The sequence below is a fragment of the Pantoea sp. X-Soil-YNGN-844 genome (assembly GCF_059730595.1).
In genome coordinates this window covers 2,584,999-2,600,762 of sequence record NZ_AP036007.1, presented here as the reverse complement: position 1 = coordinate 2,600,762, position 15,764 = coordinate 2,584,999, and the positions used below count along the sequence as shown (strand labels likewise).

General features: G+C 57.9%; 14 protein-coding genes. 9 read left to right on the top strand and 5 right to left on the bottom strand.

The annotated features are described in order from the left end of the window. Positions 1–201: 201 nt before the first annotated feature. The 5 genes from ltnD (at position 202) to AC6I8C_RS12195 (ending at position 5,271) form a co-directional block, all read left to right on the top strand. Positions 202–1,107 carry an L-threonate dehydrogenase gene (ltnD, locus tag AC6I8C_RS12215; RefSeq protein ID WP_497822631.1) on the top strand — a complete coding sequence of 302 codons (906 nt, stop codon included), beginning with the start codon at positions 202–204 and terminating at the stop codon, positions 1,105–1,107. Continuing rightward, positions 1,107–2,369 (top strand): 3-oxo-tetronate kinase, encoded by a 1,263-nt coding sequence (gene otnK, locus AC6I8C_RS12210; protein ID WP_497822630.1) that lies wholly within the window; start codon positions 1,107–1,109, stop codon positions 2,367–2,369. The genes ltnD and otnK overlap by 1 nt, the downstream gene beginning before the upstream one ends. Further along, a complete protein-coding gene (otnC, locus tag AC6I8C_RS12205; RefSeq protein WP_497822629.1) occupies positions 2,362–3,006 on the top strand; it encodes a 3-oxo-tetronate 4-phosphate decarboxylase in 645 nt (214 codons plus the stop codon). The genes otnK and otnC overlap by 8 nt, the downstream gene beginning before the upstream one ends. After that, the gene (locus AC6I8C_RS12200; RefSeq protein ID WP_497822628.1) at positions 3,006–3,791 is read left to right on the top strand and encodes an HPr family phosphocarrier protein; all 786 of its coding nucleotides are present in this window, start codon (positions 3,006–3,008) and stop codon (positions 3,789–3,791) included. The genes otnC and AC6I8C_RS12200 overlap by 1 nt, the downstream gene beginning before the upstream one ends. 124 nt (positions 3,792–3,915) lie before the next feature. Further along, positions 3,916–5,271, top strand: coding sequence for a GntP family transporter (locus AC6I8C_RS12195; RefSeq protein WP_497822627.1), 1,356 nt, complete (start codon positions 3,916–3,918; stop codon positions 5,269–5,271). Positions 5,272–5,322: 51 nt separating this feature from the next. On the opposite strand, the gene sbcB is transcribed toward AC6I8C_RS12195, so the two are convergent. Further along, complete coding sequence (sbcB, locus tag AC6I8C_RS12190; RefSeq protein ID WP_497822626.1) at positions 5,323–6,750, bottom strand: exodeoxyribonuclease I; 1,428 nt, start codon at positions 6,748–6,750, stop codon at positions 5,323–5,325. 575 nt (positions 6,751–7,325) lie between these two features. Here sbcB and dacD point away from each other — a divergent pair. The 3 genes from dacD (at position 7,326) to tmaR (ending at position 10,294) form a co-directional block, all read left to right on the top strand. After that, the gene (gene dacD / locus AC6I8C_RS12185) at positions 7,326–8,489 is read left to right on the top strand and encodes a serine-type D-Ala-D-Ala carboxypeptidase DacD (protein WP_179291158.1); all 1,164 of its coding nucleotides are present in this window, start codon (positions 7,326–7,328) and stop codon (positions 8,487–8,489) included. 259 nt (positions 8,490–8,748) lie between these two features. Continuing rightward, positions 8,749–9,807: an FUSC family protein gene (locus AC6I8C_RS12180; protein ID WP_033733196.1), complete on the top strand. Its 1,059-nt coding sequence runs from the start codon at positions 8,749–8,751 to the stop codon at positions 9,805–9,807. Positions 9,808–9,967: 160 nt separating this feature from the next. Then, positions 9,968–10,294: a PTS system regulator TmaR gene (tmaR, locus tag AC6I8C_RS12175; RefSeq protein WP_004571340.1), complete on the top strand. Its 327-nt coding sequence runs from the start codon at positions 9,968–9,970 to the stop codon at positions 10,292–10,294. 88 nt (positions 10,295–10,382) lie between these two features. Here tmaR and AC6I8C_RS12170 read toward each other — a convergent pair whose 3' ends face one another. The 4 genes from AC6I8C_RS12170 to AC6I8C_RS12155 form a co-directional block, all read right to left on the bottom strand. Then, on the bottom strand, positions 10,383–11,444 hold the full coding sequence (locus AC6I8C_RS12170; RefSeq protein ID WP_497822625.1) for a LacI family DNA-binding transcriptional regulator: 1,062 nt from the start codon (positions 11,442–11,444) through the stop codon (positions 10,383–10,385). Positions 11,445–11,571: 127 nt separating this feature from the next. After that, positions 11,572–12,486: a ketopantoate reductase family protein gene (locus tag AC6I8C_RS12165; protein ID WP_497822624.1), complete on the bottom strand. Its 915-nt coding sequence runs from the start codon at positions 12,484–12,486 to the stop codon at positions 11,572–11,574. Positions 12,487–12,666: 180 nt separating this feature from the next. Next, on the bottom strand, positions 12,667–13,440 hold the full coding sequence (locus AC6I8C_RS12160; protein ID WP_497822623.1) for a phosphate/phosphite/phosphonate ABC transporter substrate-binding protein: 774 nt from the start codon (positions 13,438–13,440) through the stop codon (positions 12,667–12,669). Beyond that, complete coding sequence (locus AC6I8C_RS12155) at positions 13,433–14,395, bottom strand: fatty acid desaturase (RefSeq protein WP_497822622.1); 963 nt, start codon at positions 14,393–14,395, stop codon at positions 13,433–13,435. The genes AC6I8C_RS12160 and AC6I8C_RS12155 overlap by 8 nt, the downstream gene beginning before the upstream one ends. A 208-nt stretch (positions 14,396–14,603) precedes the next feature. On the opposite strand from AC6I8C_RS12155, the gene AC6I8C_RS12150 reads away from it, so the two are divergent. Then, on the top strand, positions 14,604–15,626 hold the full coding sequence (locus AC6I8C_RS12150; RefSeq protein ID WP_013358412.1) for an LLM class flavin-dependent oxidoreductase: 1,023 nt from the start codon (positions 14,604–14,606) through the stop codon (positions 15,624–15,626). Positions 15,627–15,764: the final 138 nt, after the last annotated feature.

The window sequence follows — 15,764 nt, the reverse complement described above, 5'->3', positions numbered from 1 at the left end:
ATAACAGCTGATATAGGGCGGGCAGCTGCACTCACCGGGCTAACGTAAGGTGAGGCCGGTAAAACAGGCTGTGTTAAAAATTGTTCCCGTTCACACTGGTGATGTTTTTTTGTGAGGAGTGACACATTTTTACCGACAGGAAGCTGGCAGGATTAACAGTAACAAACAAATAATCACTTAATTTAACAGTGGAGGCGTAACGTGCCAGCTGAAAACATCTGCGTTATCGGATTAGGTTCCATGGGTATGGGCGCGGCGAAGTCCTGTCTGCGCGCCGGTCTCAACACCTGGGGCGTCGATTTGAATCCTGCGGCCCTGGAGAGCTTACGTCAGGCCGGCGCACGTGATGCGCAGTCATCCGCCTCAGCCTTTGCAGATCAGCTCGATGCCGTTTTGCTGCTGGTGGTCAATGCAAAGCAGGTGAACGCCATTTTGTTCGGTGAAGATGGTCTGGCCGCAAAACTGCGTCCGGGCACGGTGGTGATGGTCTCATCCACACTCTCAGCGCAGGATGCGCAGCAGATTGAACAGCGGCTGGCTGAACATCAGTTGCTGATGCTGGATGCCCCGGTGTCGGGCGGCGCGGCCAAAGCGGCCAGCGGTGAAATGACGGTGATGGCATCCGGCAGTGATGCGGTCTTTGCACAGCTGCAGCCGGTGCTGGATGCGGTGGCTGCCAAAGTCTATCGCGTGGGCAATGAAATTGGCCTCGGGTCAACCGTCAAAATTATTCATCAGCTGCTGGCGGGCGTTCACATCGCGGTCGGCGCAGAAGCCATGGCGCTGGCGGCGCGAGCCGGTATTCCGCTGGAAACCATGTATGAAGTGGTCACCAATGCCGCGGGCAATTCGTGGATGTTCGAGAACCGTATGAAGCATGTGGTAGACGGTGACTACAGCCCGAAATCAGCCGTCGATATCTTTGTGAAAGATCTCAACCTGGTGGCCGATACCGCAAAATCGCTGCACTTCCCGCTGCCGCTGGCTTCAACCGCCCTCAACATGTTTACCGAAGCCAGCAACGCCGGTTATGGCCGGGAAGATGACAGTGCGGTGATTAAGATCTTCAGCGGCATCACGCTGCCGCAGGCAGGGGAGAACAGCTGATGCGTCTTGGCGTAATAGCGGACGATTTTACCGGCGCTACGGATATCGCCAGTTTTCTGGTGCAGAACGGCCTGACCACTATCCAGTTCAACGGCATCCCCGCCAGCGAAGAGAGGACAGAGGCGCAGGCGATTGTGGTCAGCCTCAAGAGCCGTTCCTGCCCGGCTGATCAGGCGGTTGCGCAGTCGCTTGCCGCGCTGGCGTGGCTGCAGAAGCAGGGCTGCGAGCGCTTCTACTTCAAATATTGCTCCACCTTCGACAGCACCGCGCAGGGCAATATCGGTCCGGTGACCGATGCGTTGCTGAATGCGCTGGGTGAGGCGCAGACGGTCATCTGCCCGGCGCTGCCGGTGAACGGGCGCACCGTCTATCAGGGTTATCTGTTTGTCGGCGATCAGCTGCTGTCCGATTCCGGCATGCGGCACCATCCGGTTACGCCGATGCAGGACAGCAACCTGATGCGTCTGATGACCTCGCAGGCAACCGGCAAAGCCGGGCTGATCGCCGCAGCACAGATCGATCAGGGCGCGGAGTCAGTACGTCAGGCGCTGGACCAGCTGGCGGAGCAGGGCATTAATTACGTCGTCACTGACACCCTGCATCAGGCGCATCTGCTGACGCTGGGTGAAGCACTCAGTGACAGGCGGCTGGTGACCGGCGGTTCCGGGCTGGCCATCGGCCTGGCGCGGCAGTGGGCAACGGCTGAGACGGATGCAGAGGCAGAGCAGGCAGGTCGTCCGCGCGGCGATCGCGCTGTGGTGCTGTCCGGATCCTGTTCGCAGATGACCAATCGTCAGGTTGCTGCGTACCGCCAGCTGGCACCGGCCTGCGAAGTAGAGATTGAGCATTGTCTGGAAGATGCAGAAGGGTATGCCCGGAAGTTGTGCGACTGGGTGGAAGCTAACAGCCATCAGACGCTGGCCCCGCTGCTGTTTGCCACCGCGGACGCGCAGCAACTGCAGGTGATTCAGCAGCGCTATGGCGCGCAGCGCAGCAGCGAAGCCGTTGAGCAGCTGTTCGCCGCCGTCACCCGCGAGCTGAAAGGGCGCGGCTGGCAGCGCTTTATTGTGGCGGGAGGGGAAACCTCCGGCGTAGTCGCGCAGAGCCTGGGTGTAACCGCCTTTCACATCGGCCCGACCATTTCGCCCGGCGTGCCCTGGGTGCGCGACATCCATCAGCCGCTCTCGCTGGCACTAAAATCGGGCAATTTTGGCGACGAAGATTTCTTCCGCCGCGCGCAAACGGAGTTTACCTATGTCTGAATCTCTCCTTTTAGCGGAACAGCAGGCGCGTGACGAAATGGTCCGTTTCGGCGCCTCGTTCTTTCAGCGCGGCTATGCCACCGGCTCTGCGGGCAACCTCTCAATGTTGCTGGCGGATGGCAATCTGCTGGCGACCCCTACCGGCTCCTGCCTCGGGGAATTACAGGGTGACCGGCTGTCGAAAGTCACGCCTGAGGGGGAATGGCTCTCCGGTGATAAACCCTCAAAAGAGATTGCGTTTCACCGCGCGCTCTACCTGAATAACCCCGACTGCCGCGCAGTGGTGCATCTGCATAGCCACTACCTGACGGCGCTCTCCTGTTTACAGGGGCTGGATGCGGACAACTGCATCCGTCCGTTTACCCCCTATGTGGTCATGCGCGTCGGTGATGTGCCGGTCGTGCCTTACTACAAACCGGGCGATGGGCGTCTGGCCGAAGATCTGGCGGCGCTGGCGCCGCGTTACCGCGCCTTTTTGCTGGCGAATCACGGCCCGGTGGTGGTGGGGAAATCCTTACAGGAAGCGGCGGACAACACGGAAGAGCTCGAAGAGACCGCCCGTCTGATCTTTACCCTGGGCGACCGCCCGATCCGTTATCTCAGCGATGCCGAAGTGTCAGAACTCAGGAGCCGATAATGCCGAAGTTTGCTGCTAACCTTTCGACGCAGTTTAATGAATATCCCTTTGCCGAACGCTTCGCTGCAGCGGCGAAAGCTGGTTTTACGGCGGTCGAATTTCTGTTTCCTTATGACTATCCCGCCACGCAGATAAAACAGTGGCTCGATGATAACCAGCTGCAACTGGTGCTGTTCAATACCGCGCCGGGCAATGTCGCAGCGGGTGAGTGGGGCGTCTCCGCCATCCCCGGACGGGAAGCGGAAGCAAAGGCGGATATCGACCGCGCCCTGAGCTATGCGCTGGCGCTGAACTGCCCGCAGGTTCACATTATGGCGGCGACGGTGCCGCCCGGTGCCGATCGTCAGCGCTACGTTGAGACCTTTATCAGCAACATGCGCTATGCGGCTGAACGCTTTGCACCGCACGGCATCAACCTGCTGATAGAAGCGCTTAACCCGATTACCAAGCCCAACTATCTCTACGCCAGTCAGTATCAGACGCTGGAGATGGTAGAACAGATCGACCGGCCGAACGTGTTCACCCAGCTCGACCTGTTTCATGCACAGCGGGTAGACGGCAACCTCAGCCATCTGATTCGCCACTATGCGGGACGTTATCGACACGTACAGATTGCGTCAGCACCGGATCGTCATGAGCCGGATGAGGGTGAAATCAGTTATCCGTACCTCTTCTCGCTGCTGGATGAGGTTGGCTATTCCGGCTGGGTCGGCTGCGAATATATCCCGCGAGGCAGCACGACCGGGGGTCTTGGCTGGTTTGCTCCCTGGGCGCAAAAAACCTGATTTAACAGGCTGAAAAACCGGTGTTACAGCACCGGTCGGGAGCGGCTTGCCCTTTTTCTGACTCTGCACCTGCTATTTCTGTACGCCTGAAACCCAAAAAATATAACAATTTCTGAGGTTTACTATGTCCACCGCACTGCTGTTAGCCATAGCGACCGCCAGCATCGTGATCCTGCTGCTGCTGGTCATCAAAGCCAAAGTTCATCCGTTTGTCGCCCTGCTGATTGTCAGCCTGCTGGTGGCTATCGCGACCGGCATTCCGGCTGAGAAAATCATGGAGACGATTATCACCGGGATGGGCGGGTTGCTCGGTCATATCACTATCATCATCGTGCTGGGTGCCATGCTTGGGGCGATTATTGAAGCCTCCGGCGGTGCCGAGTCGCTGGCGCAGCGTTTCAGTAAAACGCTGGGGCTGAAGCGAACCGTTGCGGCATTGACCATGGCAGCCTTTATCCTGGGCATTCCGGTCTTTTTCGAAGTGGGCTTTATCATCGTCATCCCGTTGATTTATGGCTTCACTAAGGTGGCGCGGGTCTCACCACTGAAGTTTGGCCTGCCGATGGCGGGCGTAATGCTGACGGTGCACGTGGCGCTGCCAACCCATCCGGGTGCGGCGGCGGCGGCCGGGATCCTGCAAACCGATATGGGCTGGCTGATGATGCTGGGTATCGCGATTTCCGTGCCGGTCGGGATCATTGGCTACTACGTAGCGAAAGTCATGAACCGTCGCCATTACCATCTGTCTGTTGAGGTGCTGGAGCAGTTGCAGATGGCGAAGCCTGAGGGACAGGAAAAGAAAAATGAACCGGCCCCGCCTGGCGCGCTGACTATCAGCGGTCTGATTGTGGTCCCGATTGTATTGATCGTGCTGGGAACGCTGTCCCACACCCTGCTGGCGGAAGGCAGTCTGCTGCGTAACGTCATGACCGTGATCGGCACGCCGCCGATTGCCCTGCTGATTGCCTTAGGACTGGCGGCCTGGCTGCTGGGCGTGCGGCGTGGCTGGAGTAAAGATAAGCTGGAAGATCTCACCGGGCGGGCCATTCCCACCTCTGCCAGCGTAATTCTGGTGGCCGGTGCGGGTGGGGCATTTGGCAAAGTGCTGGTGGAGTCAGGGGTAGGTAAAGCGCTGGCGGTCACGCTGGAAACGCTGCATCTGCCGCTGGTGCCGGCTGCCTTTATCCTGTCGCTTGCGCTGCGCGCCTCACAGGGGTCCGCCACGGTAGCCATCCTGACCACCAGCGGTCTGCTGACGCAGGCGGTGACCGGCGTAACGGATATGCAACGGGTACTGGTGACGCTGGCAGCCTGTTTCGGCGGGCTGGGGTTGTCACATGTCAATGATGCGGGATTCTGGGTAGTGACGCGCTATCTGGGGCTTTCCGTGGCCGACGGTTTACGCACCTGGACGGTGCTGACGACGATAATGGGGTTAAGCGGTTTTGTGCTGACCTGGCTGGCGTGGACGGTGCTCTGATTCAGCAAGACAGGAAAGCCTGCCCCTGCAGGGTCAGGCTTTCTCATTGGTTCAGGAGACCAGTTCCTGCGCATAAAGATAGAGCGCTTTGAGCTGCCCAACCTTTTCTGCATCCGCTTCATGCAGATTAGCCAGTCCCTCCAGCTCCTGCATAAATGCCTGCACCCGATCACCATTCAGTACTTCACGGCGATGCTGCAACCAGCGCTGCTGCTCGGCATCATCCAGCGTGCCGGGGAAGTTACGCGCCCGGTAGCGGAAAAGCAGTTTCGCCACCCGCGCACTCTCAAAGCTCAGGTCCAGCGCAGGCAGATTGGCGGGCGCGGTCTGGCGGATAATATTCATTCCGGCACGGTCGGCATCACTGAAGAACCCATCATAGAGTTGCGTGTCCACGTCGTCTGACGGCGTAAACGGCTCGGCTTCGGCAAACAGCGTGACCAGTTTTTCCCGCACGTCAGGCTGCTGGCGCAGCAGCGCCAGATTCGCCAGGCAGTGCTGACGATCAATGCCCAGCCGGGCCGCATCTTCCGGACGCAGCGTACTGGCAGGTGCCAGCACCGGACACTTGTTAATATGTACCAGTTTAACCGGCACCGCAGGCAGATCGCCGAGGTCGTTTTTCGGCGTGTAAAGACGCTCACGCAGGGTATCGGCATCCAGTTGCAGCAGCGGCGACATATCGCCCGCCAGATCCACCACGATCAGCGCATTGCGGTTATCGGGATGCCAGGCCAGCGGCACGATCCAGCTGGTGTTGCCGCGTGCGGCGCCGAACATGCCGGAGACATGGACCAGCGGTTTCATCTGGGGAATGTCGATCAGGTTCATCAGCTTGTTTTTGTTGCGATGGGTAAACAAAAACTCAAACAGTTTCGGCTGCTTCTCTTTTACCAGCTTCGCCATCGCCAGCGTGGCGTAAACATCGGACATCGCATCGTGCGCATTTTCATGGGCCACGCCGTTGGCTTTGGTCAGATGCTCCAGCCGAAAGCTCGGAAAGCCTTCTTCATTTTCCGGCCAGTTGATTCCGTCGGGCCTCAGCGCATAGCAGGCACGCATCACGTCAAGCAGGTCCCAGCGTGAGTTGCCGTTTTGCCAGGCCCAGCCGTAAGGGTCGTAAAAGTTGCGATAGAAGATATTGCGCGTCACTTCATCATCGAAACGCACGTTGTTGTAGCCCACCACGCAGGTTTGTTCGGTGGTGAACAACGCATGGATGCGTTCAGCGAACTCAGCTTCGATCACGCCGCGGCTCATCGCTATCTGCGGGGTGATGCCGGTAATCATTACCGCTTCGGGCTGTGGCAGATAGTCATCAGGCGGACGGCAGTAGAACACTTCTGGCTCGCCGACCGGATTAAATTCACTGTCGGTGCGCAGGCCGGCAAACTGGGCGGGCCGGTCACGAGAGGGGCTGGTGCCGAAGGTTTCGTAATCGTGGAACAGAAAAGTGGGCTGTACGCGGTCGTTATTCAAATTTCATATCCGTTCATTGCGTTCACTGACTTTATAAACAGAAAGCCTGCGGCTTTCTGTTCGCTCTGAATTTATCTGCGCGCAGCAGGATGAGTTTTGATCGTTGTGTCTGATGCGCACTGACTGTGAGGTCTGCTGTGTGGGAACATTATAGCGGCTCCTTACTGCGGCTGGCTCAGCCCTGTATGGTAAACCATATTCCACCACGTCTGAAGTTAAGGGTTTAGCCAGCCTGAAGACTGTTTTTGCCGCCAGTCAGCAACGACAGCTGTTTCAGACGCATAAACCTCTATTACCGGAGCCTGTACCCGTTCTGAAACCGGAAGCCGTTACGCATTTTTTCAGTGCCCTGGATCACTACTCCCAGGCTATTTTACAGTACCAAACCGCCATCTCATCTTCCCTGATGACGCCAGCCGACTTTTGTTGGCCGCCAGCCTCGCTCGTCTGACTTCAGTCCGGTTCATACTTTTTTTCAATTTATTCAAACCTTCACAACGCTTTTGCCGTAAAACGTGCGGCTGTTTCCGTTTCGTTTTAGAAATTTTCTCTCCCGTGCAATTAAGGATGAAGTGTTGAAAAGGCGTCTGTTGTTCACCGTTACCGCTACTGTTTTTTGGGCCTCGCTGGCGCAGGCTGATGCGATCCCCTTTCCTGTGACGCCTCCGGCGATTGATGCGGCTTCCTGGGTATTGATGGATGCCACTACCGGGCAGGTGCTGACGGCGGGCAATCCTGATGAACGCCGCAATCCCGCCAGCCTGACCAAACTGATGACCGGCTACGTAGTCGACCGCGCTATCGACCAGAAGAAAATCAGCCGTGACGACATGGTCACGGTCGGTAAAGATGCCTGGGCGGCGGGAAATCCGGTGTTTAAAGGCTCCTCACTGATGTTCCTGAAGCCAGGCGATAAGCTGAGTGTCCGGGATCTAAGCCGCGGCGTAATTATCGATTCCGGCAACGACGCCTGTGTTGCACTGGCGGATTACGTGGCCGGCAGCGAAGCGAACTTCGTCGGCATGATGAATCATTATGTTGAGAAGCTCGGCCTGCAGAATACCCACTTTGAAACCGTTCATGGTCTGGATGCGCCAGGTCAGTACTCCAGCGCGCTGGATATGGCGAAGCTGTCACGCGCGATTATCGATGGTGAGCCTGACTTCTATGCCATGTACAGTGAAAAAACCCTGAGCTGGAACGGCATTACTCAGAACAACCGTAATGGCCTGCTGTGGGATAACAACCTTCACGTTGATGGGCTGAAGACCGGTCACACGGAAACTGCGGGCTTTAACATCATCGCGTCAAATGTGGTGGGTAAACATCGCCTGATCGCCGTCGTGATGGGCGGTAAAAGCCCGAAAGGTCGCGAAGAGCAGGCGCGTAAATTGCTGGTCTGGGGTCAGAATACCTTTGATACCGTTCAGCTGTTCCATGCCGGTAAGAAGATTGGCAGCGAAAACGTCTGGTACGGCAATCCGCATCAGGTAGAGGTGGGAACGGCAGAAGATGTCTATCTGTCACTGCCGCGCAGTGAAGTGCAGAACGTGAAGGCGAAGTACGTCATCGATCGCAAAGATCTGGAAGCGCCGCTGAAAGCCAATGAAGTAATCGGTGAAATTCAGGTGATGGATAAAGATCAGCAGATTGCTCACTATCCGCTGGTGGCGCTGAGTGCGGTAGAACCAGCAGGGGTGATTACCCGCCTGACGGACTATCTTAAACAGAAATTCTGATTAATCGCCGGGCAGTACAGAAACGGGCAGCCTGCGGGCTGCCCGTTTTCACATTTACACCCTGAGCCTGTTACTGATTCCTGAGAAAGGTTAAAAAGCCGTATTCAGTTGTTCATGACTTCCGGTCAGGTATGTGAGGCGGATGTTGATAATTGTAAGCGAACGTCAAAACTGTTTTGAAATATCCGGCCCGCGCTAAGTCCAGGCCGCGTTCAGGGTTAAGATAGCCCCATCATGTTCCCGTAACCGGAAAGTCACTTTGCGTCCTGACAAGCCCATCTCGAAACTGGAGTTCTGGTTTTATCGCCATTACCGATCCGTCCACGGCGTGCGCATTGCCATCGCCTTTTTACTCTGCTTTATCTTTGTCCGGGCAACCGGTATTCCGGAAGGCACCTGGCCGCTGATCACGCTGGTGGTGGTGATGGGGCCCATTTCCACCTGGGGAAATGTCTTTCCGCGCGCCCTGCAGCGCATCTGCGGCACGGTGGCGGGGTCGATTTCCGGTCTGATTGCCCTGAAGCTGGAGCTGATCTCCATGCCGGTGATGCTGGCCTGGTGCGGCATTATCATGGTGATCAGCGGCTACCTGACGCTGGGCAAACATCCCTACATGGCGCTGCTGATTGGGATTACGCTGAGCGTGGTGGTGGGCGCGCCAACCGGCGATTTCACCGTGGCGCTGTGGCGCGGCGGAGATGTGATTCTGGGATCGCTGATGGCGTTGCTGTTTACCGCGATCTGGGCGCAGCGCGCCTATACACACTGGCGCATTCAGCTCTCCGACACGCTGGCGGGCATGGCAAAAATCTATCACGCCGGCTTCTCGCCTAACCTGGTTGAAAAGCCACGCCTCAACAAGCCGCTGGGCAAATTGCTGACCAGCGTGATCAAAATGCGGGCGCTGCTGGAGCCGTCGAGCAAAGAGACCCGCATCCCGAAGTCGGTGCTTGAAGCGATACAGACCATAAACCGTAATATGGTTTACACCATTGAGATGCAGATTAATGCCTGGTGGGCATCGCGTGAGAGCCACCTGATTATGCTTAACGCGCCTGCACTCCGCCGCACGCAGCAGATGACAGAGAACACGCTACGGGCGCTGTCTGTAATGGCGATTGAGGGCGAAACAGAAGAGGTGATAGCCAACAGCCATGAGCTAACCGAAATCAGCGGCGAACTGCGCAGACTGATCGCCGAAGCAGGCAGCGACGGGCTGGAAGAGACGCCAATCTACGGCTACGTCTGGCTGACGCTGGAACTGGCGAAACAGCTGGAACGCATGACCGATCTGATGCGGATGGCGCTGCGCAAATAATCACCTCAGACAATGACTTAATGTGAAACCGGGTTTCTTTGCGCTAAGATAAGAGCCAGTCTGAATTTAGCTGTGAAAATTGCTTACCTGGCGGGCTAGCCGCTAAGCTGATCGTTTTGACTCTCTCCCTGCGTCAGCAGGCTTAAAGAAAGGTGCCATCATGGAAAATGCCAAGCAGTCATTTCAGGACGTACTGGAGTTCGTGCGTATGTTCCGCCGCAAAAACAAACTGCAGCGTGAAATTGTCGATAACGAGAAGAAAATCCGCGATAACCAGAAGCGCGTTCTGCTGCTCGACAACCTGAGCGAATATATCAAACCCGGCATGAGCGTTGAGGCTATTCAGGAAATCATCGCCAGCATGCGTGTGGATTATGAAGACCGCGTGGATGAGTACATCATCAAAAACGCCGACCTGTCGAAAGAGCGTCGCGAGCTGTCGAAAAAAATCAAAGCGATGGGCGTGGGCGAACACCCGAAAGCATAAGAACAGAGCGCTTATGCGTTTTGCGTTTCATGCGAACCCGCATTCACTTCGGTGGTGCGGGTTTTTTATTGCCTGTCTCAGCGCAGAATTATTTACCCGCCAGCCTGCGGGCAATCTCCTGTAGCTGACGGGAGAGCGCCACTACATCGACCCGCTCATCCGCGGGCGGGGCGGTGGTCTCACGGATCACCAGCGTGGTTTCCAGCGCGTTGTCTGGTGCCTCTTCATCCTGAAGCCGCGCCAGCATCCGCTCAACACTCTGTGCGCCAAGATAGTGTAAATCCTGCCGCACCGTGGTCAGCGGCGGCTGATACCACGCGCTCTCGGCGGTATCGTCATAACCAATCACGGAGATCTCGCCAGGAATGGCGACACCATACTGATGCAGCGCCCGCATTGCACCCAGCGCCATCTGATCGTTGGCGACCAGCAGCGCCTGCGGCAGGTCATCGGGCAACTGCGTCAGCAGCGCCTGATAACCCGATTGCGCGCTCCAGTCACCGCGCAGCGCGCAATGCGGCGTTAGCTGATGATCGGCCAGCGCCTGACGCCATGCGTTTTCGCGCTGACGGGCTGACACCGAGCGCAGCGGCCCACTTAACAGGCCAATCTGACGATGCCCCAGCGCCACCAGATGTTCAACGGCGGCACGTGCGCCGGACTCATTGGGATACTGACACTGCGCCACCGCCGCCTGCGGTTCGACATCCAGAAACAGCACCGGCTTGCCGCCGCACAGCAGCTGGATCTGCTGTGCTTCATCGGCATCCAGCGGCAGGTTAATCAGCAGCCCATCGACCCGCTGAGCCAGCAGTTCATTCACGGTGGCGGCCGCATCGTGGCCGCTGTCCATCGCAATCACCAGATGATAACCCGCCCGTGCAGCACGCTGCTGAATCGCCGAGGCGATCTGCGCCGGTGCCATCAGGGCCAGGTCGCTGGTCGCGAGACCCAGCGTGCGCGTCGCCTTGCCCGCCAGCTGCTGCGCCACCCGATTGGGCACATATTTGAGCTGCTGCATCGCCGCCTCAACCCTTTCCCGCGTGCGGGCTGACACCTGTTCAGAACGATTTAAAACACGTGAAACGGTTTGATATGAGACGCCGGCCAGTTGAGCGACATCATCAAGGGTCACGGAGCGGGAAGTCATTGAACTCTCCAGAATATGAAGCGACGAGTGTAACAAATTTCATGCTGTGCTGCTGCTGCCAGCCACACGCTCACCGCCACGCCAGCGGGAAACGTGGCGGCAGCCGACCCGCGAACGCTGCCGGTTGTTAACGCTGCTGCAGATAGACCTGCAGGTTTACATCCACCGCATTCAGCAGCGGCGTGGCAAGCCCGTTTCGTTTCGCCCGCAGCAGCAGGTCGCCGATGATCTGATCGGCTTCAATATCATAACCCTGGGTGAGATCGCGGTACATTGAGGAGGTCATCGGGGTCGCGGGATTGTTTAACAGTTCAAAAATGCGGGCCGTCACCGCCGGGCGCGGCTGATAGCCTTCGGCAGTAATGACGGACAGAATCTCCGTAAAGATCCCCTGTAGCAGCGCTTCGCCGCCGCGCGCGGTGAGGATCTGCCGGGTATCGCCGCGTGCCAGGCAGCAGACTGCGCCGAGGGTGCTGAGCAGCAGCCACTTTTCCCACAGCTCATCCATAATGTTATCGCTGAACAGGGTATCAACCTGACAGTCGCGCAGCGCAACATCAACCCGCTGCAGCCGTTCATCATTGTTGCCGTCCAGCGCGCCGTATAAGAGCTGGTGCAGTGGCGTCATCTGGATGACTTCGCCCTGTTCACCCAGCGTGGCGTTGATTTTGCACAGGCCACCAATCACCTTATCTTCGCCGAAACGCTGTTGTAGCGTTGCGATATGCCGCATTCCGTTGAGAATTGGCATGATCAGCGTGTCCGGGCCGACGGCCGGCGCAATGTCCTCCATCACCTGATCAAGGGCAAAGCTTTTTACCGTCACAATAATCAGATCAAAGTGACCTGCCAGGGTGCTGGCCTGCGTCAGCTGCGGCTGTAACTTTTCGGTGCCCTGCGGCGTCTGCAACACCAGCCCATTGTTTTGCAGCTGCTGATAACGGCGTTCACGCACCAGAAAAGTCACGTCCTGACCCGCCTGAGCCAGTCGTGCACCAAAGTATCCACCGGTCGCGCCGGCGCCTGCCATCAGAATCCGCATTCCACTCTTCCTTTGCTGAAAACCTTTACCTTAGAACGCCGTGAGCGCGCTTACCAGCGTTAGCCGCTGGCGCAGCGTATCGGGGTGCGTGAAAAAACAGGCAGGGAAAGCGTGAGCAGTGAGGCGGGGATGCAGAAAAATCAGATTTTCCCGGAGAGAAGGGCGAATCAGCGTGCGGCGTTAAAGCCGGGTAACGCCCAGCGCGGCGGCCTGCTGTTCCCACGCCAGCACGTCCTGATAATCGTCTCGCTGCACAGGGCTGAATCCACTGATGAGATTGTCGTTGCAGACGCCGCGCCAGGCGGGATCGCTTACCAGCTGATGCAGCGCCGTGCGTAATGTCGCCAGCCGGGCCGCTGACGTTGAGGCGGCCGTAATCAGCGGCAATCCGGGTGCGGCGGGCGTCTCACCGATGATATGCAGGCCGCGCAGTTCATCCGGCGCATAGCGCGCCAGCAGCGCCCAGCTCACACAGTCGATAGCAGCGATATCTGCCTGCGAATCACGCAGCGCTGCCAGCGACTGACGGTGTCCGCCGCTCAGCAGCAGCTGTGAAAAGGTCACGCCCTGACGCGCCGCCACAAACCGCAGCGCGTTATAGCCGGATTGTGAGTCCGGGCTGTTAGCCACGGCCCGCTGACCGTTGAAATCGGCCAGCGTCGGCTGTTTATCCCGCGCCACCAGCCAGCTGCGATAATCGCGCCCGCTGCAGCCCGCAGCCTGATAGTGAAAGGTGCCGACCAGCTGAACCGCCGGTAACTGGCTGACCAGCGGATAGCCGCAGGTCTGACTCAGCAGCAACCGGTCATCCCGCCAGTGGACCAGCAGATCGTCAGGCCAGACCGGCTGCGCGTCGGTGTTGTGCTGCGCCAGCAGCGTAACCACAGCCTGCATCAATGCCCGCGTGGCAGGCGGATGGAGGGCATACATGGGCAAAGCGAGCAGATTATTCATGGGTTTTCTCCCCTGAGCGGCCCGGATGGGCATTGACGCTAACCGGTCTGGCCCAGAACTGGCGCAGCCAGACTCGATAGCCCGCCACCCGAAAACCGTGGTTGCGCTGATAGTAATGCTCGCGGTCGCGCAGATAGAGCGGGCGCAGGCCATACCAGGGAACGCCAGGCAGATCGTGATGCACTGAATGGTAGTTCAGATTCAGGAACAGTAAGCGCCAGGGCCAGGCCGCTTCATTATTCACCGAACGTGCCAGCGGGTCTTCCGCTGCACGATGCTCGTAAAAGGATCGTATTTTGGTCAGCGCCAGCGCCGGATAACTTACCGCCAGCAGATACCACAGCGGCGAAAACCCGAGCTCCGCCATCCAGTAAAACAGCAGAGCCAGTAGCGCGCCATGCAGCAGCCACATGCCCGTCGCAGAGCGATCACCACGTCGCAACGCCTGCCACATCCCGCCAAAGGTCGACGCGATATCCATTAGCGGGCCAAGCAGCAACCGTCCCGGAAACGTGTTGCGCAGATGAATCAGCCGCTGCTGCCAGCGCGGCAACTGCGCCCAGCGGGCAGCGGAAAAATAGTAGGTTTCCGGGTCTTCGTCCGGCTCGGTCAGGGTGTGATTGCGATGATGGGCAAGATGAGAGTCACGATAGAGCCCATAGGGATACCAGACCGCCAGCGGCAGGGTGCCGAACAGCTGATTCACCCGCGGCCAGCGTGTGGGATGACCGTGGATCAGCTCATGCTGCAGTGACATATACCAGGTGGTGAAAACGATCAGCAGCAGGGTAGCGGGCATTTGTCCCAGCGTCTGCCAGTTCAGCATTACCGAGAACCAGCCACCGTAAATCACGGCCATCAGCAGGCAGGTTGGCAGTTCGCTGCGCCAGAGCCAGCTGCGCGCGCGCTGTTTCAGCCAGGCGCGCTGCTGTAAAGAGAGATAACCGTTGTGCATCGTTCACCTGACAGCAGAAGCGGGAGTCTGGAGAGTGAAAGAAAGCGCGGATAAAGACAAAGTGGATAATCTGCTTAGCTATGTCGAAATTCCTGAATATGGCGCTTAAAGATATTGACTATCAGTAGCCGCGCGGAGGGCGTAACCTTTCCCTATCAAAAATCGACTCATGCCCACAGGCGTTTATCGCCTGTCAGGAGAAATACAGATGAAAAATATCGGCTTCTTATCCTTTGGTCACTGGACGCCTTCGTCGCAGTCCGCCACCCGTACCGCGCAGGATGTGTTACTGCAATCGATTGACTTAGCGGTCGCCGCCGAAGAGCTGGGCGCAGATGGTGCTTATTTCCGTGTCCACCATTTTGCCCGCCAGCTTAGCTCGCCGTTTCCGCTGCTGGCTGCCGTGGCAGCGCGCACCAAAACGATTGAGATCGGCACCGGTGTCATCGACATGCGCTACGAAAACCCGCTCTACATGGTGGAAGACGCCAGCGCGGCAGACCTCATTTCCAACGGTCGTCTGCAGCTGGGTCTGAGCCGCGGTTCCCCTGAGCAGGTGATCGATGGCTGGCGCTACTTTGGCTTTGAACCGAAAGCGGGTGAAAGCGATGCGGATATGGGCCGTCGCCACACCGAAGAGTTTCTGGAGGTGCTGCGCGGCGAAGGCTTTGCTAAGCCGAATCCACAGCCGATGTTTCCGAATCCGCCAGGTCTGCTGCGCCCTGAGCCGCTTTCGGAAGGGCTGCGTGACCGTATCTGGTGGGGATCCGGCTCCAACGCCACCGCAGAATGGGCGGCGAAAATGGGCATGAACCTGCAAAGCTCAACCCTGAAAGATGATGAGACCGGCGAGCCGTTCCACATTCAGCAGGCGAAACAGATCCGCGCCTACCGCGAGGCCTGGAAAGCGGCGGGGCATCAGCATGCACCACGCGTTTCCGTCAGTCGCAGCATCTTTGCGCTGGTAAATGATATGGACCGCGCCTACTTTGGCCGCAGCGGTAACGATCAGGATTCCGTTGGTTTCCTGGATGAGAAAACCCGCGCCATCTTTGGCCGCAGCTATGCCGCAGAGCCAGAAGTATTGATTAAGCAGCTGGCACAGGATGAGGCGATTGCCGAAGCGGACACGCTGCTGCTGACCGTGCCTAATCAGCTTGGTGTCGCCTACAACGCCCATGTGATTGAGGCGATTCTGAAGTACGTCGCCCCGGAACTCGGCTGGCGTTAAGTCTGAAGTCGAGCGCCCGCGTAAGCCGGGCGCTCTGTTGTTTCTTCATAAAGCGGTGTTACCTGCCATTCACCTCTGCAATCGGTAACGCTTTTTAATCATTTTCTCTTCTCGTATTTCTGCCGTTTCTGCTTCGCA